Annotated in this window: 24 protein-coding genes; 4 read left to right on the top strand and 20 right to left on the bottom strand. The window is 31.0% G+C overall.

All coding sequences use genetic code 11. The annotated features are described in order from the left end of the window. Positions 1–9 precede the first annotated feature (9 nt). The 11 genes from atpH to V2W16_RS09005 all read right to left on the bottom strand — a co-directional run bounded on the left by atpH (position 10) and on the right by V2W16_RS09005 (position 6,654). On the bottom strand, positions 10–552 hold the full coding sequence (atpH, locus tag V2W16_RS09055; RefSeq protein ID WP_329384674.1) for an ATP synthase F1 subunit delta: 543 nt from the start codon (positions 550–552) through the stop codon (positions 10–12). After that, positions 545–1,063, bottom strand: coding sequence for a F0F1 ATP synthase subunit B (gene atpF / locus V2W16_RS09050; protein ID WP_329384670.1), 519 nt, complete (start codon positions 1,061–1,063; stop codon positions 545–547). Before atpF ends, atpH begins: the two co-directional genes overlap by 8 nt. Positions 1,064–1,099: 36 nt before the next feature. Further along, positions 1,100–1,354 (bottom strand): ATP synthase F0 subunit C, encoded by a 255-nt coding sequence (gene atpE, locus V2W16_RS09045; protein ID WP_138268759.1) that lies wholly within the window; start codon positions 1,352–1,354, stop codon positions 1,100–1,102. A gap of 76 nt (positions 1,355–1,430) precedes the next feature. Further along, on the bottom strand, positions 1,431–2,237 hold the full coding sequence (locus tag V2W16_RS09040) for a F0F1 ATP synthase subunit A (RefSeq protein ID WP_138268758.1): 807 nt from the start codon (positions 2,235–2,237) through the stop codon (positions 1,431–1,433). Between the two features lie 21 nt (positions 2,238–2,258). Next, positions 2,259–2,666: an ATP synthase subunit I gene (locus V2W16_RS09035; RefSeq protein WP_171020588.1), complete on the bottom strand. Its 408-nt coding sequence runs from the start codon at positions 2,664–2,666 to the stop codon at positions 2,259–2,261. A gap of 69 nt (positions 2,667–2,735) precedes the next feature. Then, on the bottom strand, positions 2,736–2,969 hold the full coding sequence (locus V2W16_RS09030) for an AtpZ/AtpI family protein (protein WP_329384664.1): 234 nt from the start codon (positions 2,967–2,969) through the stop codon (positions 2,736–2,738). Beyond that, positions 2,956–3,414, bottom strand: coding sequence for a deoxycytidylate deaminase (locus V2W16_RS09025; RefSeq protein WP_138268755.1), 459 nt, complete (start codon positions 3,412–3,414; stop codon positions 2,956–2,958). The genes V2W16_RS09030 and V2W16_RS09025 overlap by 14 nt, the downstream gene beginning before the upstream one ends. Before the next feature lie 15 nt (positions 3,415–3,429). Then, complete coding sequence (gene rpiB, locus V2W16_RS09020; RefSeq protein ID WP_138268754.1) at positions 3,430–3,882, bottom strand: ribose 5-phosphate isomerase B; 453 nt, start codon at positions 3,880–3,882, stop codon at positions 3,430–3,432. 62 nt (positions 3,883–3,944) lie between these two features. Then, on the bottom strand, positions 3,945–4,967 hold the full coding sequence (locus V2W16_RS09015; RefSeq protein WP_329384661.1) for an L-threonylcarbamoyladenylate synthase: 1,023 nt from the start codon (positions 4,965–4,967) through the stop codon (positions 3,945–3,947). 280 nt (positions 4,968–5,247) lie between these two features. Further along, positions 5,248–5,964, bottom strand: coding sequence for an HAD family hydrolase (locus V2W16_RS09010; protein ID WP_138268752.1), 717 nt, complete (start codon positions 5,962–5,964; stop codon positions 5,248–5,250). 21 nt (positions 5,965–5,985) lie between these two features. Beyond that, entirely contained in the window at positions 5,986–6,654 is a 669-nt protein-coding gene (locus V2W16_RS09005; RefSeq protein ID WP_329384656.1) for an HAD family hydrolase, read from the bottom strand. A 151-nt stretch (positions 6,655–6,805) separates the two neighbouring features. Between V2W16_RS09005 and V2W16_RS09000 the strand changes: the two genes are divergently transcribed. The 3 genes from V2W16_RS09000 (at position 6,806) to V2W16_RS08990 (ending at position 10,777) form a co-directional block, all read left to right on the top strand. Next, positions 6,806–7,804 (top strand): polysaccharide deacetylase family protein, encoded by a 999-nt coding sequence (locus V2W16_RS09000; RefSeq protein ID WP_329384653.1) that lies wholly within the window; start codon positions 6,806–6,808, stop codon positions 7,802–7,804. A 170-nt stretch (positions 7,805–7,974) separates the two neighbouring features. Next, complete coding sequence (locus V2W16_RS08995) at positions 7,975–9,423, top strand: 4-hydroxyphenylacetate 3-hydroxylase family protein (protein ID WP_329384651.1); 1,449 nt, start codon at positions 7,975–7,977, stop codon at positions 9,421–9,423. Between the two features lie 49 nt (positions 9,424–9,472). Further along, complete coding sequence (locus tag V2W16_RS08990; protein ID WP_329384648.1) at positions 9,473–10,777, top strand: acetyl-CoA hydrolase/transferase family protein; 1,305 nt, start codon at positions 9,473–9,475, stop codon at positions 10,775–10,777. Positions 10,778–10,868: 91 nt separating this feature from the next. Here V2W16_RS08990 and V2W16_RS08985 read toward each other — a convergent pair whose 3' ends face one another. From V2W16_RS08985 to spoIIP, 9 genes are all read right to left on the bottom strand, one after another. Continuing rightward, positions 10,869–11,906 (bottom strand): electron transfer flavoprotein subunit alpha/FixB family protein, encoded by a 1,038-nt coding sequence (locus V2W16_RS08985; protein ID WP_253229594.1) that lies wholly within the window; start codon positions 11,904–11,906, stop codon positions 10,869–10,871. Between the two features lie 25 nt (positions 11,907–11,931). Beyond that, complete coding sequence (locus tag V2W16_RS08980) at positions 11,932–12,714, bottom strand: electron transfer flavoprotein subunit beta/FixA family protein (RefSeq protein WP_138268746.1); 783 nt, start codon at positions 12,712–12,714, stop codon at positions 11,932–11,934. Between the two features lie 21 nt (positions 12,715–12,735). Next, entirely contained in the window at positions 12,736–13,875 is a 1,140-nt protein-coding gene (locus V2W16_RS08975) for an acyl-CoA dehydrogenase (protein ID WP_138268745.1), read from the bottom strand. A 15-nt stretch (positions 13,876–13,890) separates the two neighbouring features. Beyond that, entirely contained in the window at positions 13,891–14,727 is an 837-nt protein-coding gene (locus V2W16_RS08970; RefSeq protein ID WP_138268744.1) for a 3-hydroxyacyl-CoA dehydrogenase family protein, read from the bottom strand. A 66-nt stretch (positions 14,728–14,793) separates the two neighbouring features. Then, positions 14,794–15,564, bottom strand: coding sequence for an enoyl-CoA hydratase-related protein (locus V2W16_RS08965; RefSeq protein WP_138268743.1), 771 nt, complete (start codon positions 15,562–15,564; stop codon positions 14,794–14,796). Between the two features lie 30 nt (positions 15,565–15,594). Then, the gene (locus tag V2W16_RS08960) at positions 15,595–16,776 is read right to left on the bottom strand and encodes an acetyl-CoA C-acetyltransferase (protein ID WP_329384639.1); all 1,182 of its coding nucleotides are present in this window, start codon (positions 16,774–16,776) and stop codon (positions 15,595–15,597) included. A gap of 174 nt (positions 16,777–16,950) precedes the next feature. Continuing rightward, complete coding sequence (locus V2W16_RS08955) at positions 16,951–17,595, bottom strand: redox-sensing transcriptional repressor Rex (protein ID WP_329384637.1); 645 nt, start codon at positions 17,593–17,595, stop codon at positions 16,951–16,953. A 119-nt stretch (positions 17,596–17,714) separates the two neighbouring features. Next, positions 17,715–17,951, bottom strand: a complete 237-nt coding sequence (locus V2W16_RS08950) for a hypothetical protein (RefSeq protein ID WP_329384634.1) — start codon at positions 17,949–17,951, stop codon at positions 17,715–17,717. 1 nt (position 17,952) lies between these two features. Then, positions 17,953–18,939: a stage II sporulation protein P gene (gene spoIIP / locus V2W16_RS08945; RefSeq protein WP_329384630.1), complete on the bottom strand. Its 987-nt coding sequence runs from the start codon at positions 18,937–18,939 to the stop codon at positions 17,953–17,955. A 194-nt stretch (positions 18,940–19,133) separates the two neighbouring features. Here spoIIP and V2W16_RS08940 point away from each other — a divergent pair, with 194 nt between their 5' ends. Beyond that, the gene (locus tag V2W16_RS08940) at positions 19,134–20,426 is read left to right on the top strand and encodes an NAD(P)H-dependent oxidoreductase (RefSeq protein WP_253229597.1); all 1,293 of its coding nucleotides are present in this window, start codon (positions 19,134–19,136) and stop codon (positions 20,424–20,426) included. Positions 20,427–20,512: the final 86 nt, after the last annotated feature.

Raw genomic sequence — 20,512 nt, 5'->3', positions numbered from 1 at the left:
TTTCCCTTCTTAAACTATCTTTGTTTCTTTTAACTGTCTTTTTATTTGATTAAGTTCATTTTTTACTGATAAATCAATCATTTTTCCATTAATAAATAGTACGATACCCCCAATGATATCTTTATCTATTTTTTCATTTAAGATAATTGTTTTATCAAGTTTTTTTGATAACTTATTTTTTAAACTTTCTTTTAATTCATCACTTAACGGATTTGCACTTACAACCTCAACATCTAAAATACCTTTATATTCTAAGTACATTTTCTTAAAATTAAGATATATCATTTTGATTTCGCAAATCCTATCCTTATCAACTAAAATATTAAAAAAGTTTTTAAGTATTTTATTATCTTCATCACTAAGAATATTGTTAATGATACTTTTTTTATCTTCTTTCATTATTGTTTCGTTTGAAAAAACGTTATAAAGTTCTTCGTTACTTAATAATGAATCATAAAATGATGTAAATTTATCATATATAGTATCTATTATGTTTTCTTCTATACATAAAGATGATAAAGAATAAGCGTATCTGTAAGCAGCATTACTCATAATGCACCTCATCCAAACTTGCAATAGCTTTTTTAATCAATGCTTCATCAGCATCTTTATCAAGTTTTGCATCTATAACTTTATTTGTTATATCTAAAGAAATATCGATAATATTATCTTTCATTTCTTTCATTGCAAGTTCTTTTGCACTTTCAATATCTTTTTTAGATTTAGCTTTAATCTTCCTAGCTTCCTCATTTGCTTCTGAAATAATGTTTTCTTTTATTTCTTTAGCTTCTTTGGTAGCCTCGTTAGTAATAGCTAAAGCCTCTTCATTGATACTTTTTACTTTCTTTTCATATTCTTGTTTTAAAGCGTTTGCTTTTAAATTTTCATTTTCCGCTTTGTCAAATTCTTCGGTTATAATACTTTGTCTTTTATCAATAACTTCTACGACTTTATCATAAAAGAATTTCTTTACCAAAATAAAGAATAGTAAAAATATTGCACCCTGAATTAACATTTGATAAAGCATTTCAGTTGAAAAGTTTATTAATGATCCAGCTAGCATATAATCACCACCTTACCTTTATTATCGTTGTCTTTTTTAGCTAAAAGGTTTAACAAATAATAAAATTAAAGCGACAACCAAACAATAAATAGCTGATGTTTCCGCAACAGCACAACCTGTTAATAATGTTTTTAATATTGTTCCTTCTGCTTCTGGTTGTCTTGCAACTGATTCACAAGCTTTACCTGTTGCATTACCTTGTCCAACTCCTGTACCTAATGCACCTATCATGGCAAGACCGGCACCTATTGCTGAACATGCTAAAATTAAATCACTTCCTGAAATATTCATTATTATTTCCTCCTTGAATAAAAAAGCATTTTTCTATTTTTATATTTTATCCGATTAAAAATCGGGTAAAGGCAAATTATTCTTCATCCATTGCGGATGAAATGAATACCATCGATAACATACAGAATATAAATGTTTGAAGTATTCCGGCAAACCAGTCAAAATAACCGTGACAGAATGCTACAAAGAATGATGGTATAAGTAATAATATGGCAACAATTCTAACAATCTTATTTTCCGTAAATTTGTTTGCTTTTCCAAAACATAAGTAAAGACATAAAATCAATGATGTAAAGAAAACAAACATTGCAACTTTTGCGGAACCGACAAATATAGAATATACCAATGATAATATTATAAGTCCACCTGTAATGTTACCGAATAAACGGAAACCAAGTGAAACAGGATTTGCGATTTCACCAATAATATTTATAGGTAAAAAGAAAAATACCGGTTCTGTAAAATCCTTCAAGTATTTTTTTATACCTTTTGTTTTTAATCCATAATATTGAGTTAATACAAAAGTTATAATTCCAAGTGTAAGTGTTGTAGCCAAATCCGCAGTAGGAGGTCTTACTATCCCAAGGAATACAAAACTACTTAAGTTTGCAACAAGCAAGAAAGCAGCCAAGGCAAAAAAGTATGGTGTAAAACCAATGTTTTTCTTACCCATAGTACTGCTTACAAAATCTCTGCAAGCACTTACCATATATTCAGCAATAACTTGTTTTTTAGAATTAGGTCTAATTTCAAGACCTTTTGCTAAATACATTAAAAAAACGAAGGTTAAAGCTAAAATAATTACAGTCCAAATAATTGTATTAGATATAGGTATTTTGCCGATATTAAAAATATTATCAACAGTACTAATACTTACATTCATTTTCTCTTCTCCATTTTTTTATTACTTGTTTTTTAAACTAATAAGATTATAAACATATAACACGGCTCTAAAAGATAATAACCCTATTATTAGTCCTATTACATTTACTTTTATCCACTTATTAGCCACAAGAAAAACTAATACCAATATCAAGAGTACTTTTCTTATGGCAGCATGTAAATTGGCATAATTTACGGCACTGTCCTTATCCATCTTTATTGCCGTTCTTAAATCATTGAATAACATCCAATGAAATATTAAAGCAACAAGACATCCTGATATTATTCCAAGAATTATACTCTTATCTAATTTAAAAAGCAATACAAAAATTATAAAAATAAAATTTAAAATCAAAGTAAATATACTTATTTGAATTTGCTCTTTTAGTAAATCTTCAATAGTAAAATTCTCGTTATTTTCCTTATTCATTTTAAGCCTCATTCATTATTATTCGTATTGCTTATATGGTGGTTTGCAAAAGCAAACCACCATATTTTTTTATTCTTTCATTACATTTTTAAGAATATAATACATATTCCTAATGGCTGCCAATATACCAAGAAATAAAAATATTAACGTCCAAATATTACCCGTTTGAAACTTTGAATCTAAGAATTTTCCAAAGAATAAACATAAAACTATTGTTACAACAATAGTAATGCCCAGCTGAAAAAATATAGCCAAAGCTTTTGCAATACTTGAGATATCATTATTTTTATTATTTTCCGTCATATTTAACAACCTCAACTCCTGCTTCCTTTAATAATTCCATACTAAATTCATCAGGATAATTACCTTTATATACAATTCTTTTAATACCTGCATTTATTAACATTTTTGAACAGAGAATACAAGGAGAATCAGTTATATAAATATCTGCTCCTTCTACACTTACTCCCATGGTTGCAGCAGAAATAATAGCATTTTGTTCTGCATGGGTAGCTCTGCAAAGCTCATGTCTTTCTCCGCTTTTTATATTGTTTTTAAGTCTTATGCAAGTATCTTTTGTACAATGCTTAAGACCTTTTGGTGCTCCGTTATAACCGGTAGAAATAATTTTATGGTCTTTTACTATTATTGCTCCAACTTGTCTTCTTATACAAGTTGAACGAGTTTTTACAACTTCCAACATATCCATAAAATATTCATCCCACGAAGGTCTTTGATTATTTTCCATTATTTTTCCCTTTTTTTATTTGTATACTTTTTCTTCGTATGCTTTAATTTTGTTAATTCTGTTTTCGTGTCTTCCACCTAAGAATTCTTTTTCATCTAAATATGCTCTAAGGATTTCAGCAGCAAGTTCAGGACCTGTAATTCTTCCGCCTAAAACAATGATGTTTGCATTGTTGTGTTGTTTACACATTTTAGCAGAGAATGTATCTGTACAATGAGCAGCTCTGATACCTTTTACTTTATTAGCAGCAATGCTGATACCAATACCTGTACCACAAATTAAAATACCTCTATCAAATTCTCCTGCTGCAACAGCTTCGCCAACTTTAATTGCATAGTCAGGATAGTCAACACTATCTGCAGAATCTGTTCCGTAATCTACAAAATCATAACCTTCCTTTTTAAATGTGTCGATTAAGAATTGTTTTAATTCATAACCACCATGATCACTTGCAATAACTATTTTCATAATTTTTCTCCTTTAAAATTAATTTATTTAAACTGCAAAGCAGTTATTAACTATTTATAGATTTATAGATTTATTATATCTCCGGATGCAGACTTAAGAAGTCTATTCATATACGCAAGCCCTATACCTTCCGTATCCATAGCTTGAGCATAAATCACATTTAAATTTTCTTTATCCATTTCCCTTAAAAGAAAATATAAATTTTTGCTTGCATCAACAATATCTTTTCCCAAAGATTTTAGGAATACTTTATCATTTTCAATTTTACCTAAAATATTATTTAATCCTAAAAATCCTATATGTTCTTCTTTTAAATTATTTAGATAATTAATAATAGATTTATCTTCACCGCTTAAAACAACCACCTTTGTTTTAGGTTTATAATGTTCATATTTCATTCCCGGAGATTTTGGAAGAAGTGCATCTTCTTTGCTGTATCCATAAACTTTTTTGTTTATTACCTCTTCAATTTCTTTTGCACTTATTTTTCCCGGTCTAAGTAATTTTACTTTATCAGTCGAAACATCTAAAACCGTAGATTCCAAACCTATTTGAGATTCCTTTGAACATAGAATCATATCTACTTTACCACTAAGTTCCTCTACCAAATATTTTTTATTAGTTATACTTGGTCTTTTTGATATATTTGCACTTGGTGCTGCTATCGGAGTATTACAAGCTTTTATAAAAGCATTTGCTTCTTTGTCACTTGGCATTCTTATTCCAACGGTATCCAAATGATTTGATACGCTGTTTGGAATATTATCTGATTTTTTCATAATTAAAGTAAGAGGACCCGGGAAAAATTTATCCATTAGTTTTTTTGCATCATTGCTTACTTCTCTAACTAATCCCTCAAGCATACCAAAATCACTAATATGGACTATTAAAGGATTATCCATAGGTCTGTTTTTTGCTTTAAAAATCTTTTTAACAGCTTCATCATCGTAAGCATTTGCTCCAAGACCATATACTGTTTCCGTTGGGAAAACAACGGTTCCCCCTCCATTTATAACCCTAGCGGCTTCATTAAAAATATCTGTTAAATTGTCATTATTTGTTAAATCATATATTTTTGTTTCCATAATATTCCTAAAACATTTTTCTAAATTATATCATTAATTTTTTCATTTACATACAATTTATAATCAAATATATTACATTATTTATAAAATAAATTTTAGTGTATGATAAAATTTTATTATATATATCTATCCAAACTAAAAGGGTGCCAATTATAAAAATTACACCCTTGTAAAAAATATTATATTTTTATAAATCTCGGTAATTAATACTCATTATCAATTAATAATCATTATAATTACAATTCTTAAAATAACCTTTAAAAATTTATCAAATTAAAAACTATTTTAATATTTTTAGTATCAATTTAGCTTCATCCATAATATTTTTAAGACTTCTCTTATTAAGAATATTTACTACTTCCAATACGTGCATAGGTTCATGAATAACATAGTCGGCACCAGCCTTAATCAAGGATTCACCACCTCTGAATCCCCAACCACAACCAATAGAGAAAGCTCTTGCATTCTTTGCAATTTGGATATCAACTTCGCTGTCTCCTATAAATACAACTTCATCATGATGTATATCAAGTGTCTGCATCAATTGATTACAAGATGCAGGATTTGGTTTTAAAGGAAATCCTGAATCTGCTGCTATAATATGTTTAAATTCAATATCTTCAAAAAATTCGTTTAATAAAGGAACCAATAATCTTGAAGGCTTATTTGTTATAACACATAAGTCTATATTCTTTTTTCTAAGTCCTCTTAATGCATGTCTTATATTTTTATAAGGCTTACAATTTTCATTAAAATGTTTTGAATAATAATATTGTACTTCAACATCCATTTCATGTAAAAGTTGTGGATCGTTCATTGATTTTGGAGTAACCATGTTTATCATATCATAACAGCTTCCTCCAAATACATCCTTATATTGTTCAATTGGAACTTCATCGAATCCATGAGCTTTTAATACATGATTAATACTGTTTGCAGTATCCACCAAAGTATCCATTAACGTTCCATCAAAATCAAATACTGCTGCTTTTATCATATTTCTTCTCCTTTTATATTATTAATTATTTAATTTATTTACTATATCAATAATTGCTTCTGGGCTATGCACTATATATTTTGCCCCGGCTTGTTTAAGTTCTTCAACAGGTCTAAAGCCCCAGCTTACACCAATTATTTCACTAATATTTCCGTTTATTGCTGTTTGCATATCAACATTGCTGTCTCCAATATAAATGCATTCTTCACCACTTACTTCTAATTTATTCATTACATAATCAATACATTCTTTGCTTGGTTTAACGGGGAATTTATCAGTTTTACCTAAAATCACACTAAATGGAAAATCTCCATAAACTTTTTTTAGCATAGGAACAGTAAATTCATGACCTTTATTTGTAAGAACTCCTACTTTTATGTTCATATCTATAAGTTTATTAAGCATATTTTCAACACCCTCATATGCCTTTGTATTATCCATATAATGTTTACCATAATATGAATTAAAATCATTAAATATTTTATTTATTAATTCTTCATCACTTTTCTTTTCTTCAGGTAACATTCTTATACATAAATTTCTTATGCCGCTTCCAACAAAAAATCTATATTTTTCTATATCATGTACCTCAAACCCGTTTTGTTTTAACACATTATTGCCTGCTTGCGCCAAATCTTCAAGAGTATCTATTATTGTTCCGTCTAAATCAAATATTGCTGCTTTAATCATAAATATTTTCCTCTCTATACTTTTATAATTTTAATATTTTATTTATTTTATTTTTTGATATAATAATACAAGTATGAAAAATTTATTAATAAAACTAACGAAAAAAAACAATTTAATATATTTTTTTATTATTATATATGTCCTTTTCATTTTGTGGATTTTAAATATATCGTATAGTAATAATTATAACAAAGTATGCAAAATTTTACAAAATAAAAATGAAATAACTTTACTAAGCAAAAGTTCTTCTAATCCTATAAATTATGAAAGAAATAAAAATTCAAACTATATTATTGTAAAAGAAAGTATATTAACAAACGAAAGAAATGAATGCATAGGATTTATAGATAAAGGTAATAAAATCAAAATAATAAAAAGTAATAATGATAAAAAAATAATAGCTTTTGCAAATACAAAAAGAATATCACTATCAAAAACTTTTTATAAAATAAAAAACCTTCCTTTTCATATATTAACAATAGGTAGCATTAATAGCGACAGCATACAAAAAATAAAGTTAAAAAAAATTTATTTAACATTTGATGACGGCCCTACACAAATGACAAAAGAAGTATTAGACGTATTAGAGAAAAATGATGTAAAAGCGACCTTTTTCTTTAATGCTGCAAAAGGTAAAGAAGATGAAAAAATAATTAAAGAAATAGTAAACGACGGACACCTTCTTGCTCTACACACTTATTCTCATGATTACAAAAAAATTTATAAAAATCCCAAAGCTTTTATTGAAGATTTAGAAAAAAACAGAAAAAACTTTAAAGACATAACAGGATATGATTGTAGAATTTTTAGATTTCCTGGAGGAACAAACAATACAGTATCATTCTTTTATGGAGGAAAAAAAGTAATCAAAAATATAATAAAACTGTCAAAAGAATACGGATATGATTATGTAGATTGGAATGCATTCCCTAATGATACAATATCAAAAGTTTCAACAAAACAATATAGTATTATAATAAAACAAGCAAAATGGAATGAAGAAACAGTTGTTTTAATTCATGTATTTGACAGAAATAAAAGTTTACCCAAAGGACTTGATAACGTAATAAAACAACTAAAAAAACAAGGATATACCTTTGATACAGTAGACAATCTTTCAACGGAAATAAAATTCTCACCTGCAAATTAAAAGGCCCAGCGCCTTTTTTTTTGTATTTTTGCATTGCATTTTTGCAACAAAAATATAAATTTCATTAAAATATACCTATTTTAAGATGAAATTATTGGCACGATATTTGCATTATATATTATAAAACCCAACTACCCTAACATAAAACATTCGAAAGGAAGGTATATATTATGGCTTTAATGACAGGTAAAGAATATATCGAAAGTATACGAAAATTAAATTTACAAGTATATATGTTTGGAGAAAAAATTGAAAATCCAGTGGATAATCCAATTTTACGACCTTCATTGAATTCAGTAAGAGCTACATATGACTTAGCACAAATGCCGGAATACGAAGATTTAATGACAGTAACATTAGAAGACGGCAGAAAAATAAATAGATTTACACATATTCATCAAAGCACAGATGATTTAATTAAAAAAGTCAAAATGCAAAGACTATGCGGACAAAAAACAGCATCATGCTTTCAAAGATGTGTAGGAATGGATGCATTCAATGCAGTATATAGTACAACTTACGAAACAGATAAAGCACATGGAACAAATTATCATGAAAACTTTAAAAAATTCTTAAGATACTGCCAAGATAATGACCTCGTTATTGACGGTGCAATGACAGACCCTAAGGGAGACAGAGGACTTCCTCCTTCTAAACAAGAAGATCCGGATTTATATTTAAGAGTTGTTGAAAGAAGAGAAGACGGAGTTGTTGTAAGAGGTGCAAAAGCGCATCAAACAGGAATGGTTAACTCTCATGAAGTTTTGGTTATGCCTACGATAAATATGACAGAACAAGACAAGGACTATGCTATTTCCTTTGCGGTTCCAACAGATACTGAAGGTATTTTAATGATTGTAGGCAGACAATCTTGTGACACCAGAAAACTTGAAGATTCTGATATGGATGTAGGAAATGCAGAATTTGGAGGAATGGAAGCTCTTGTTATTTTTGATAATGTTTTTGTTCCAAATGAAAGAATATTTTTAAATGGAGAATATGATTTTTCAGGAATGCTTGTTGAAAGATTTGCAGGTTATCACAGACAATCTTACGGAGGATGTAAAGTTGGTGTAGGAGATGTTCTTATAGGTGCAGCAGCAGTGGTTGCAGAATATAACGGAGCAGCAAAAGCTTCTCATATAAAAGATAAATTAATTGAAATGACACATCTAAATGAAACTTTATACAGCTGTGGAATAGCTTGTTCCTCTCAAGGATATGAAACAATGTCCGGTAATTATATGATTGATTTACTTCTTGCAAATGTATGTAAACAAAACGTAACAAGATATCCTTATGAAATTGCAAGACTTGCAGAAGATATTGCAGGCGGAATAATGGTTACAGCTCCTTCACAAAAAGATTTAGAAAGTCCTGTTGTAGGAAAATACGTAGAAAAATATTTAAAAGGTGTAGCTAATATACCTACAAAAGACAGACTAAAAATTTTAAGACTTATAGAAAATCTAACACTTGGAACAGCAGCAGTAGGTTACAGAACAGAATCCCTACACGGAGCAGGCTCACCTCAAGCTCAAAGAATCATGATAGCAAGACAAGGTAATTTAAATATGAAAAAAGAACTTGCAAAAAATATTGCAAATATAAAAGAATAACTTATATTTTTCTTTTACCTTAATCAAAATAAGAGGAAAGGAGTAAAAGATGGATATAAATAAACTATATAAAAGCAAATTAAAAACAGCCGATGAAGCTGTAAATTATATAAAATCAAACGATAGAGTAGTTATTGCCCATGCGGTAGGAGAACCTATTTATATTGTAGATAAAATGGTAGAAAATTATAAAGCATATAATAATGTTGAAATTGTTCAACTTGTTCCTATGGGACATTCTCTTTATGCAAAAGAAGAAATGAAAGAACACTTTAAATTAAATGCTTTCTTTCTTGGGGGGAATACAAGAGATGCTGTTTATGAAGGAAGAGGAGATTTCACCCCATGCTTCTTTTATCAAATTCCTACTCTTTTCAGATCTTCTCTACCTGTTGATGTTGCTTTAGTTACTGTTTCTCCTCCTGATAAAGATGGATTTTGTTCCCTTGGGACATCATGTGACTACACAAAACCAACAACACAAGCCGCAAAATTAACAATTGCACAAGTAAACAAAAAAATGCCAAGAACTTTAGGAGATAATTTCTTGCATATTAGTGATATTGACATCTTAGTTGAACACGATGAGCAAATTCCAGAACTTCCAAATCCTAAAATAACAGATGTTGAAATGAAAATAGGAGAAAATTGTGCAAAATTAATTAATGACGGAGATACACTTCAACTTGGCATAGGTGCTATTCCTGATGCAGTGTTAAAATTTCTTACAAATAAAAAGGATTTAGGCATACATTCAGAAATGATTTCTGATGGCGTAGTTGACTTATACGAAAAAGGTGTAATAACATGTAAAAAGAAAACTTTACATAAGAATAAAATGGTTGTTGCATTTTTAATGGGAACCCAAAAATTATATGACTTTGTTCACGATAATCCTATTATAAACATGATGGATATTGAATATGTAAATAATCCAATTGTAATAGGACAAAATGATAATATGATTTCCATCAATTCAGCATTGGAAGTTGATTTAATGGGACAAGTTTGTGCTGAAGCAATAGGATTAAAACAGTTTAGCGGAATTGGAGGACAGGTTGACTTTGTAAGAGGTTCTGCTTTTTCAAAAGGCGGAAAATCCATAATTGCATTTCCTGCAACCGCGAGAAACGGCACAATTTCAAAAATTGTTCCGTTTCTTCAAAAAGGAAGTGCTGTAACCACATCAAGAACTGATGTAGATTATATTGTCACCGAATACGGGATTGCCCATTTAAAAGGTGAAACATTAAGAACAAGAGCAAAAAATCTTATCAATATTGCTGCTCCTCAATTTAGAGAAGAACTGATTATTGAATACGAAAACAGATTTAAAGAAAAATTTAATAACTAAATAAAAACCACATATATATTACGTGGTTTTATTCATAAAAAAAGGAGTGTAATAATACACTCCTTTTTACTAGTTAGATTTTATGATTATATTAAGCATTCTTAATAGCTTCTGTTAATAATGGAACGATTTTGTTTAAATCGCCTACTACACCATAATCAGCAATGCTGAAGATTGGAGCAGATTCATCTTTGTTGATTGCAATGATAATATCAGATTCTTCCATACCAGCAGCATGTTGGATAGCACCTGAAATACCAATAGCAAAGTAAACTTGTGGACGAACAGTTTTACCTGTTTGACCTACTTGGATATCTTTTGGAACCCAACCAGCGTCAACACAAGCTCTTGAAGCAGAAACTTCACCACCAATAGCATCAGCTAAATCTTCTAATAATTTGAAGTTTTCAGCACTACCTACACCACGACCACCTGATACTAAGATTTTAGCTTCAGAAATATCAACTTTGTCTTTTACAGCTTTAACAACATCTAGTACTTCTACATATTTGTTGTTTTTAGTAAAGTCAACTTTAACTTCTTCTACGTTAGCTTTAGCACCTTCTTTAGGTTCAATTTTTTGCATAACGCCAGGTCTTACTGTAGCCATTTGAGGTTTGTTGTCAGGACATACGATTGTAGCCATTAAGTTACCACCAAATGCAGGTCTTGTTGCATTTAAGAACATTTTACCTTCATAACCTTTGTTTACGTTACCTAAAGCATTTTTAAATTCACCGATTTCAAGAACTGTACAGTCAGCTGTAAGACCTGTAGCAACTCTTGCAGAAACTCTAGGAGCTAAATCTCTACCGATTGCAGTAGCACCGTAAAGAACGATATCTGGTTTATATTGTTTAATAATTTCATCCATAGCATGTGCATATGGTTCTGTTGTATATGTTTCTAATGCAGGATCATCTACAACTAAAACTCTATCAGCACCATAAGCTGCTAATTCATCAGCTAATCCTTTTACATCTTTTCCTAAAAGAACAGCTGTAACTTCTGTGTTTAAAGCAGCAGCAAGCTTTGTAGCTTCACTTGTTAATTCAAGCGCAACATTGTTGATAACACCATCAACTTGTTGTGCGAAGACAAATACGCCTTTATATTCTTCAAAACTCATTATTTCAATTTCCTTTCCTAATTAATTAGATAATATGTTTTTCTTTTAATTTTCCTAAAATGTAATCAGCTGAAGCATCAGCATCTAATTCAACTTTTTCACCTGCAGCTTTAACAGGTTTAGGGAATGATTTAGCAACATTTGTAGGAGAACCAGCTTTACCGATTTTTTCATCAGCGATATCAACATCTTTTCTTGTAATAATTTGGATGTCTTCTTTAAATGCATCAAAGATTCCGCCCGGTGTCATATATCTTGGTTTGTTTAAATCGCCAAGAGCTGTGATTAGGCAAGGCATTTGAGCTTTTTCTACATGATAACCATCATCATATTGTCTTTCAACAGTGATGCTATCATCTGTTACTTCAACAACTTTTTGAACATAAGAAATGTTTGGAATTCCTAAATGTTCAGCAATTTGAGGACCTACTTGAGCTGTATCACCATCGATAGCTTGTCTACCTGTGATGATTAGGTCATATTCCATTGTTTTTAAAGCAGCAGCTAATGTATTAGATGTTGCAAGAGTATCAGCACCACCGAATGGTCTGTCTGTTACTAATACACCTTTATCAGCACCCATAGCCATAGCTTCTCTTAAAATTTCTTCTGCAGCTGGTAAACCCATTGTTATAACAGTTACTTCTGCACCTGTTTTATCTTTAATTTGAAGTGCAGCTTCTAGACCAGCTTTATCATCTGGGTTCATAATAGCAGGTACGCCTTCTCTGATTAGAGTACCTGTTTTTTGATCTATTCTAACTTCGTTTGTATCTGGAACTTGCTTAGCGCAAACTACGATTTTCACTATAATTATCTCCTTTTCCTATTATTTTAATAAGTTACCTGAGATTACCATTCTTTGAACTTCTGAAGTTCCTTCGTAAATTTCAGTAATCTTAGCATCTCTCATCATACGTTCAACATCATATTCTCTTGTGTAACCATATCCACCGTGAAGTTGAACAGCTTTTGTTGTAACTTCCATAGCAACTTCTGCAGCATATAATTTAGCTTGAGCAGCTTCGAAAGAGAATCTCTTTTGATTATCTTTAGCTCTTGCAGCTTTGTAAACTAATAATCTAGCAGCTTCAACTTTTGTTGCCATATCAGCAAGTTGGAATTGAGTATTTTGGAATTTAGCGATAGGTCTACCGAATTGTTTTCTTTCTTTAACGAATTCAATTGTAGAATCTAAAGCACCTTGAGCTAAACCAAGAGCTTGAGAAGCGATACCAATTCTACCGCCATCAAGTGTTTGCATAGCAATAGCAAATCCCTTACCTTCTTGACCAAGAAGATTTTCTTTTGGAATTCTGCAGTCTGTAAAGATTAATTCATATGTAGAAGAACCTCTGATACCCATTTTCTTTTCTTTAGTACCAAATGTAAATCCAGGTGTTCCTTTTTCTACGATGAATGCAGAAATACCGTGATTTCCTTTTGATTTATCTGTCATAGCAAAGATTACATATGTATCAGCTTCTTTACCGTTTGTGATAAAGATTTTAGAACCGTTAAGTACATATTCATCTCCGTCTAAAACAGCTTTTGTTTGTTGACCTGAAGCATCTGTACCAGCGTTTGGTTCTGTTAAACCAAAAGCACCAAGTTTTTCACCACTGATAAGTGGTCTTAAGAATTTTTCTTTTTGTTCTGGTGTACCGAATTTTTTAATTGGTTCAGCACCTAAAGATGTATGTGCAGAAACGATAACGCCTGTTGTACCACATACTCTAGATAATTCTTCAACACAGATTGCATATGTTAAAGAATCACAACCTTGTCCGCCGTATTCTTTTGGCATAGGAATTCCTAAGAATCCTAATTTTTGCATTTTTTCAACAGTTTCTCTTGGGAATACTTCTGTTTCATCTACCTCTTGAGCTAGAGGTTTTACTTCTGTTTCAGCAAATTCTCTGAATAGAGATCTCGCCATTTCATGCTCTTTACTTAATGTAAAATCCATTTGTTTTGAATCCTCCTATTTATAATCATAAAATCCGTGACCAGATTTTTGACCTAACTTGCCGCCACGAACCATTTTCTTAAGTAATGTGTGTGGACGATATTTAGGGTCGCCAGTTTCATCATATAAAACGTTCATAATAGCTAAACAAACGTCAAGACCGATTAAGTCACCTAATGCTAAAGGTCCCATTGGGTGGTTAGCACCAAGTTTCATAGCTGCGTCGATACCTTCAACGCTGGCAACGCCTTCTGCATAAATAGCAACAGCTTCGTTAATCATTGGAATTAAAATTCTGTTTACAACGAATCCTGGAGCTTCAGCAACTTCTACTGGAGTTTTACCGATTTCTTTAGAAATTGCTTTAATTTTGTCTACAATTTCTACAGGAGTATTTAAACCTGCGATAACTTCTACTAATTTCATTACAGGAGCTGGGTTAAAGAAATGCATACCGATAAGTGGTCTGTTTACTTTAGCACCGATTTCTGTAACTGATAAAGAAGAAGTGTTTGTAGCAAAGATACAATCTTCTTTACAAATTTTATCTAATTCTTGGAATGTTTCTTGTTTGATAGACATAACTTCAAGAACAGCTTCTACGATTAAATCGCAGTCACCACAGATATCTTTAACACCTGTTGTAATTTTAGCTAAAATTTCATCAGCTTTAGCTTGTTCCATTTTGCCTTTTGCTACTCTTTTAGCAAATCCTGCTTCAATTCTTTTTTTACCGTTTGCAGCGAATTCTTCATTGATATCACATAAACAAACTTCATAACCTTCTGTTTGTGCAAAAGCTTGAGCTATACCAGAACCCATAGCTCCAGCACCAATAATACCTACTTTCATTATTATCCTCCAAATTATTTTTTTAAGTCCGGAAAAATCCGGACTATATTTACTTAAATTAAAACACTATTTGTTTTGGAATTCAGCTTTTCCTTTTTCTAAGAATGCTTTCATGCCTGCTTTTTGGTCTTCACTATTGAAGCAATCTCCGAATAATTTTTCTTCGATTACGATAGCTTGATCCATATCTACTTGTAAACCTTCGTTCATTGCTTTTTTACAATTTCTTACAGCAATAGGAGCTTGTTTAGCAATTTTACCTGCTAATTTTTTAGCTTGTTCCATTAATTCTTCAGGAGCATAAACAGCATTTACAAGGCCGATTTCCAAAGCTTTATCGGCTTTAATGTTGTATCCAGCATATACTAATTCTTTAGCCATGCCAACACCGATAATTCTTGCAAGTCTTTGTGTTCCGCCAAATCCAGGAGTAATACCAAGTCCTACTTCAGGTTGACCAAATAATGCTTTATCAGAACAAATTCTGATATCACAACTCATAGCAAGTTCGTTTCCGCCACCTAAAGCAAAACCGTTAATAGCAGCGATTACAGGAATTGGGAAAGTTTCGATTTTTCTGAAGATGTCATTACCAAATTTACCGAATGCTTCACCTTCTTCAGCAGTCATTGTGCTCATAGATGCAATATCAGCACCTGCTACGAAAGATTTACCTTCACCTGTTACGATAACTGCTCTTGTGTTATCTAAATCAATAGCATCAAAAGTAGCTTCTAAATCTTTTAAAACTTCTTCGTTTAAAGCATTTAAAGCTTTTGGACGGTCAATAGTAACTATACCTACAAAACCATCTTGTTCATATCTAACAAAACCCATTTTTATAATCTCCTTAATTTAATCAATAAATTAGTCTCTTTCAACGATAGTAGCACAACCCATACCACCACCGATACAAAGTGTTGCTAAACCTTTTTTAGCATCAGCTTTTTGCATTTCATGTAATAGTGTTACAAGGATACGACAACCTGAAGCACCTACTGGGTGACCAAGAGCGATAGCACCACCGTTTGGATTTAATTTATTTAAGTCAAATCCTAATTCTTTACCAACAGCGATTGATTGAGAAGCGAAAGCTTCGTTTGCTTCGATAATATCGAAATCATCAACACTCATACCAGTTTTAGCTAAAACTTTCTTTGTAGCAGCAACAGGACCGATACCCATAATCTTAGGATCAACACCGCCTAAAGCACCTGCTACCCATGTAGCCATTGGTTTAACACCAAGTTCTTTAGCTTTTTCTTCGCTCATTACAACAACTGCAGCAGCACCATCATTAATACCTGAAGCGTTACCAGCTGTTACAACACCGTCTGGTTTGAATGCAGGACGAAGTCTTGCAATACCTTCAGCTGTTGTTCCTGGACGAGGACCTTCGTCTTTGTTGAAGATAATTGTTTCTTTTTTCTTTTTAACTTCTACAGGTACGATTTCATCATCGAAAGCACCTGCTTCTTGAGCAGCTACAGCTTTTTGTTGAGAATTAGCAGCAAATTCATCTAATTCTTCTCTTGATAAATTCCATTGTTCAGCAATGTTTTCAGCTGTAATACCCATATGATATTGGTTAAATGCATCCCATAAAGCATCATTTACCATTGTATCAACTAAAGTACCATTGTTCATTCTGTAACCATAACGACCATTCATTACTGCATATGGAGCCATTGACATGTTTTCCATACCACCTGCAACAACGATATCAGCATCCCCTGCTTTAATCATTTGTGCAGCCATGTTTACACAGTTAAGACCAGAACCGCAAACTACGTTTACAGTAACAGCTGGAACTTCAATTGGTAAACCAGCATTGATTGAAGCTTGTCTTGCTACGTTTTGACCTAAACCAGCTTGGATAACACAACCCATATATACTTGATCAACTTGATCAGCTGGAACATTAGCTCTCTTTAAAGCTTCTTTTATTACAATTGAACCTAATTTTGCAGCAGGTGTAGTGCTTAATGTACCGCCCATTGTACCGATTGCAGTACGACAAGCACCTGCTATAACTACTTTATTTGCCATTTTTTTTCCTCCTAAATTTAAACTTTAATCATAGCAAAAGGCAAAGCTATGAACTTATATATAAGCCGGTATATATTACCAAACTTTTATAAACTTAATTATTTAAACCCCTATAAATAAAGGTTTTATTTATATTTTGATTATATAATAATATCAAAAACTTTACAATATTATTTATTTATCTTTATCCATTTTTTCACGTAAATGCATAGATAACAGTGCTAAAGAAGCAGCTGTATTTTCATGCTGAACAAGAATATTATCAGGAACTACCAAGTGAGATGGAGCAAAATTCCATATAGCTAAAATCCCACATTCAACAAGCATATCACATGCATCTTGAGCTTCATTTGCCGATACTGTTATTATACCGATATGAATGTTATTTTTTTTGCATACATCATATAGCTTGTTTACATGATAAATTGGTTTACCTTTAAATCTCTTACCGATAATGTCCTTATTTACATCGAAAGCAGCAACAATTTCAAGTCCATAATCCGCATATCCGTTATAAGAAAGAAGCGCTCTTCCAAGCTGTCCTGCCCCTATTAATACGGCTTTATCCGTTTCATCATAACCAAGGAAATTTTTTATATCTCCTATTAACGTATCAACGTCATAGCCAAGCCTTGGTTTACCTCCGGTAGAACTTATTGCCGCCAAATCTTTTCTGACTTGGACTTCATTCAATCTCAAATCACTTGCAATTGTCGGAGAAGATATGTTTTTTATATTTTCTTTCTTTGCCCAATTAAGATAATTCAAATAAGAAGGTAATCTTTGGAGAGCTTGTTTTGAAACAGAATTTCTTTCCATTTTATATGATTTTCCTCCTTATATCAGTATTTTTTTATCAGTATAATTATACTGATATATAAAGTTTATGTCAACCAAATTTAATTTAAATTTAAAATAAAAAAAAGATTCCCACAATCTTATTTTGTGAAAATCTTAAAGTTATCAATATTAATTTCATATCCAAAAATATTAATAATATTACTTTCATTATTGCTATCTTCAGTGCTGTTTTGGTCGAGAAAAACACTTGTTTCATGTTCTTTAAAACTATCATAATACATATTTTTTAGATAACAGAACATATATATTCCTGCTATAATTATCAAAACAAGAAAAAAAATCATTGTTTTAAAAGAAATATTTCGTTTATACATATTATTTCATATCCTCTTTTATAACCTCTCCAACTACTCTTCCAAGAAGCTTTGCCGAATATTTTGCTTCTTCCAAATTATTTAAATTACTCCCTATTTCAAAAAGCAGACTGTTTGGACTTAACCACTGATTGTATCTATATGGTTCTCTTTTTATTATTCCAAGATTAATATCAGGATACATACTGCTAAACTGTTTATTTATTTTATTTGCAAAACTTAAATTTTTACTAGAATTTTTGTGATTCATCCCGAGAACAGTCATAACTTTTGCAGCAGACTTACTTCCAACCTTCCCATTATATTTTTCATTATTATTAGAAGAAGGAAGTCCGTCTCTATGTATATCAAAAACGTATTTTATACTTGGATTTTCTTTTAATATTTTCTCTGCACTCTCAAGAGAATTATCGTACGCTGCATTATAACTTGGATAATCATGTAAAGAAGTATCATGAATACAAATAATACCATATTCTTTTTCTAAAACTTCTGCCATTTCCTCTCCTACACTTACCATATTTTCGTCATTTTCTCTTGAACGATAAGTTCCTTTTGAAGTTTTGTCTTTAAAAGATTCTGTAGCATGAGTATGATATATTAAAACAAGAGGTTTCCCATCATTAACTTTACTTACGGTTTTATCATCATTCATCTTTTTATTTGCAATCTTAAGCTCGCTACTATTTGATGTTTCTTCTTTATCTTTATCTACTTCAACTTCTTCATACCCCATATCATTCAAAGATAGACAAGGCACTGTAAGAGATAAAATATTTTTCGTAAAACCATAAATACTTCCTGTTTCTTCATTGCTGTTTGATTCATCATTCATTACTACAACAGTTTTTTTTATAATGTCTTTAAAAACAGCCGTACCGTTAGTCTTCTCCTCTATTTGACTCTTTATACCAAAAGGAATCGAAAAATTAAAAATTAATAAACATATTAAAATTAACCCTTTGTTTTTAACTAATCCACTTAACACTTGTTCACCTTTTCCTTTTAGAAAATAATAAGACTTAACAATAAAAAACTTTGTATATACTTGTCATATTAAAATTAGAATTTAATTAAAAATATATAATTTTAAATATTATGGTGCTATAATTGTTCTGCTTAAAATATGTACATTTGAGGGGATGAACATATTTAATATAGAAGGAAAGAGGAAAATTATCTATGCTAGGCATGAATTACAGATTAAAAGATTTACATGAAAAAAATAATCCTATTAAAGTCGGCATAATAGGTGCCGGACAAATGGGAAGAGGTTTAATAAGCCAGTTATACAAAATGAAAGGAATGACACCAAGCGTTGTATGCGACATAGACGTAAATAAAGTTTTACATGCATTTTCAAAATCAAATATTACAGAAAATGATTATGTCATTACAAACAATTTATCACAAGCAAATGATGCTATCAAAAAAGGTAAAATTGTAGTAAGCGAAGATAAACAAATTGCTTCTTTTGTTGAAGCAACAGACTGCGTTGTTGATGCAACAGGGTTTACTGATATAGGAGCAGAAATTGCAATTGATACAATAAACAATGGCAAAAACATTGTAATGCTTGATGTTGAAGCAGATGTTGTTGTTGGTCCTATTTTAAAAAGAAAAGCTGACAAAGCAGGTGTAATTTATACAGGAAGTGCAGGAGACGAACCTGGGGCAGTTAAAGAAATGTTTGACTTTAGTGAAGCTTTGGGCTTTGATATAAAAGTAATAGGAAAAGGAAAAAATAATGAAGTTGATCACAGCTGCACACCTGACAGTATAAGAGATTATGCAATAAGCAGAGGCGTAAGCCCTAAAATGCAATGTTCTTTCTCCGACGGAACAAAAAATATGGTTGAGCTTTGCTGTATGGCAAACTCTACAGGACTTGTTCCAGATGTTAGAGGCGGACATGGCCCAAAATGTGACATTAAAAACCTGGATAAAGTTCTTTGTTTAAAAGAAGAAGGCGGTATTTTAAACAATTATGGTGTTGTAGAATGGGTAAATGGTATTGCCCCTGGTGTATTTGTAATAGTTTCATCAGATCTTGAGTTTATACATCATGAAATGCAATACTTAAGAATCGGAGATGGTCCAAATTACGTATTATACAGACCTTATCACTTATGCGGAATGGAAACACCACTTACAATAGCAAGAGCAGTTTTAGATAAAGCACCAACAATCGTTCCTATGGATGGTCTTGTATGTGAAGCTATAACAGTTGCAAAAAAAGATCTTAAAAAAGGAGAATCAATAGACGGTATCGGAGGTTTTTCTACTTACGGAACAATTGATAAAAGAGAAGTTGCAAAAGAACTAAATGCACTTCCAATAGGTCTTATAAATAAAAACACAAAAATGGCAAAAGATGTTAAAAAAGGTGAAATTATAACTTATGATGATGTCATCTTGGATGAAGATTCTTTACTTGTTAAACTTAGAAGAGAACAAGATAAGATTTGGGAATAATAATAAATTAAAAGACAAAATATAAATTATATTTTGTCTTTTTTTATGTAAACTGTCGGTTTACCTTTTTCTCTTATAAGTAGATA

It is taken from the genome of Anaerofustis butyriciformans (assembly GCF_036289385.1).
GTDB classification, from domain to species: domain Bacteria; phylum Bacillota; class Clostridia; order Eubacteriales; family Anaerofustaceae; genus Anaerofustis; species Anaerofustis butyriciformans.
This window is presented reverse-complemented; position numbering and strand designations above follow the sequence as displayed.

Excerpts from the sequence above, each read along its gene's own strand:
- V2W16_RS09010 (WP_138268752.1), bottom strand. The coding sequence starts at position 5,964 with ATGATAAAAGCAGCAGTATTTGATTTTGATGGAACGTTAATGGATACT.
- V2W16_RS08970 (WP_138268744.1), bottom strand. The coding sequence starts at position 14,727 with ATGAAAGTAGGTATTATTGGTGCTGGAGCTATGGGTTCTGGTATAGCT.
- V2W16_RS08985 (WP_253229594.1), bottom strand. The coding sequence starts at position 11,906 with ATGAGTTTTGAAGAATATAAAGGCGTATTTGTCTTCGCACAACAAGTT.
- V2W16_RS09030 (WP_329384664.1), bottom strand. The coding sequence starts at position 2,969 with ATGACGGAAAATAATAAAAATAATGATATCTCAAGTATTGCAAAAGCT.
- atpF (WP_329384670.1), bottom strand. The coding sequence starts at position 1,063 with ATGCTAGCTGGATCATTAATAAACTTTTCAACTGAAATGCTTTATCAA.
- atpH (WP_329384674.1), bottom strand. The coding sequence starts at position 552 with ATGAGTAATGCTGCTTACAGATACGCTTATTCTTTATCATCTTTATGT.
- rpiB (WP_138268754.1), bottom strand. The coding sequence starts at position 3,882 with ATGAAAATAGTTATTGCAAGTGATCATGGTGGTTATGAATTAAAACAA.
- atpE (WP_138268759.1), bottom strand. The coding sequence starts at position 1,354 with ATGAATATTTCAGGAAGTGATTTAATTTTAGCATGTTCAGCAATAGGT.
- V2W16_RS08955 (WP_329384637.1), bottom strand. The coding sequence starts at position 17,595 with ATGGAAAGAAATTCTGTTTCAAAACAAGCTCTCCAAAGATTACCTTCT.
- V2W16_RS08995 (WP_329384651.1), top strand. The coding sequence starts at position 7,975 with ATGGCTTTAATGACAGGTAAAGAATATATCGAAAGTATACGAAAATTA.
- V2W16_RS08960 (WP_329384639.1), bottom strand. The coding sequence starts at position 16,776 with ATGGCAAATAAAGTAGTTATAGCAGGTGCTTGTCGTACTGCAATCGGT.
- V2W16_RS09040 (WP_138268758.1), bottom strand. The coding sequence starts at position 2,237 with ATGAATGTAAGTATTAGTACTGTTGATAATATTTTTAATATCGGCAAA.
- V2W16_RS09035 (WP_171020588.1), bottom strand. The coding sequence starts at position 2,666 with ATGAATAAGGAAAATAACGAGAATTTTACTATTGAAGATTTACTAAAA.
- V2W16_RS09025 (WP_138268755.1), bottom strand. The coding sequence starts at position 3,414 with ATGGAAAATAATCAAAGACCTTCGTGGGATGAATATTTTATGGATATG.
- V2W16_RS09015 (WP_329384661.1), bottom strand. The coding sequence starts at position 4,967 with ATGGAAACAAAAATATATGATTTAACAAATAATGACAATTTAACAGAT.
- V2W16_RS08975 (WP_138268745.1), bottom strand. The coding sequence starts at position 13,875 with ATGGATTTTACATTAAGTAAAGAGCATGAAATGGCGAGATCTCTATTC.
- V2W16_RS09005 (WP_329384656.1), bottom strand. The coding sequence starts at position 6,654 with ATGATTAAAGCAGCAATATTTGATTTAGACGGAACAATAATAGATACT.
- V2W16_RS08965 (WP_138268743.1), bottom strand. The coding sequence starts at position 15,564 with ATGGGTTTTGTTAGATATGAACAAGATGGTTTTGTAGGTATAGTTACT.
- V2W16_RS08950 (WP_329384634.1), bottom strand. The coding sequence starts at position 17,951 with ATGTATAAACGAAATATTTCTTTTAAAACAATGATTTTTTTTCTTGTT.
- V2W16_RS08990 (WP_329384648.1), top strand. The coding sequence starts at position 9,473 with ATGGATATAAATAAACTATATAAAAGCAAATTAAAAACAGCCGATGAA.
- V2W16_RS08940 (WP_253229597.1), top strand. The coding sequence starts at position 19,134 with ATGCTAGGCATGAATTACAGATTAAAAGATTTACATGAAAAAAATAAT.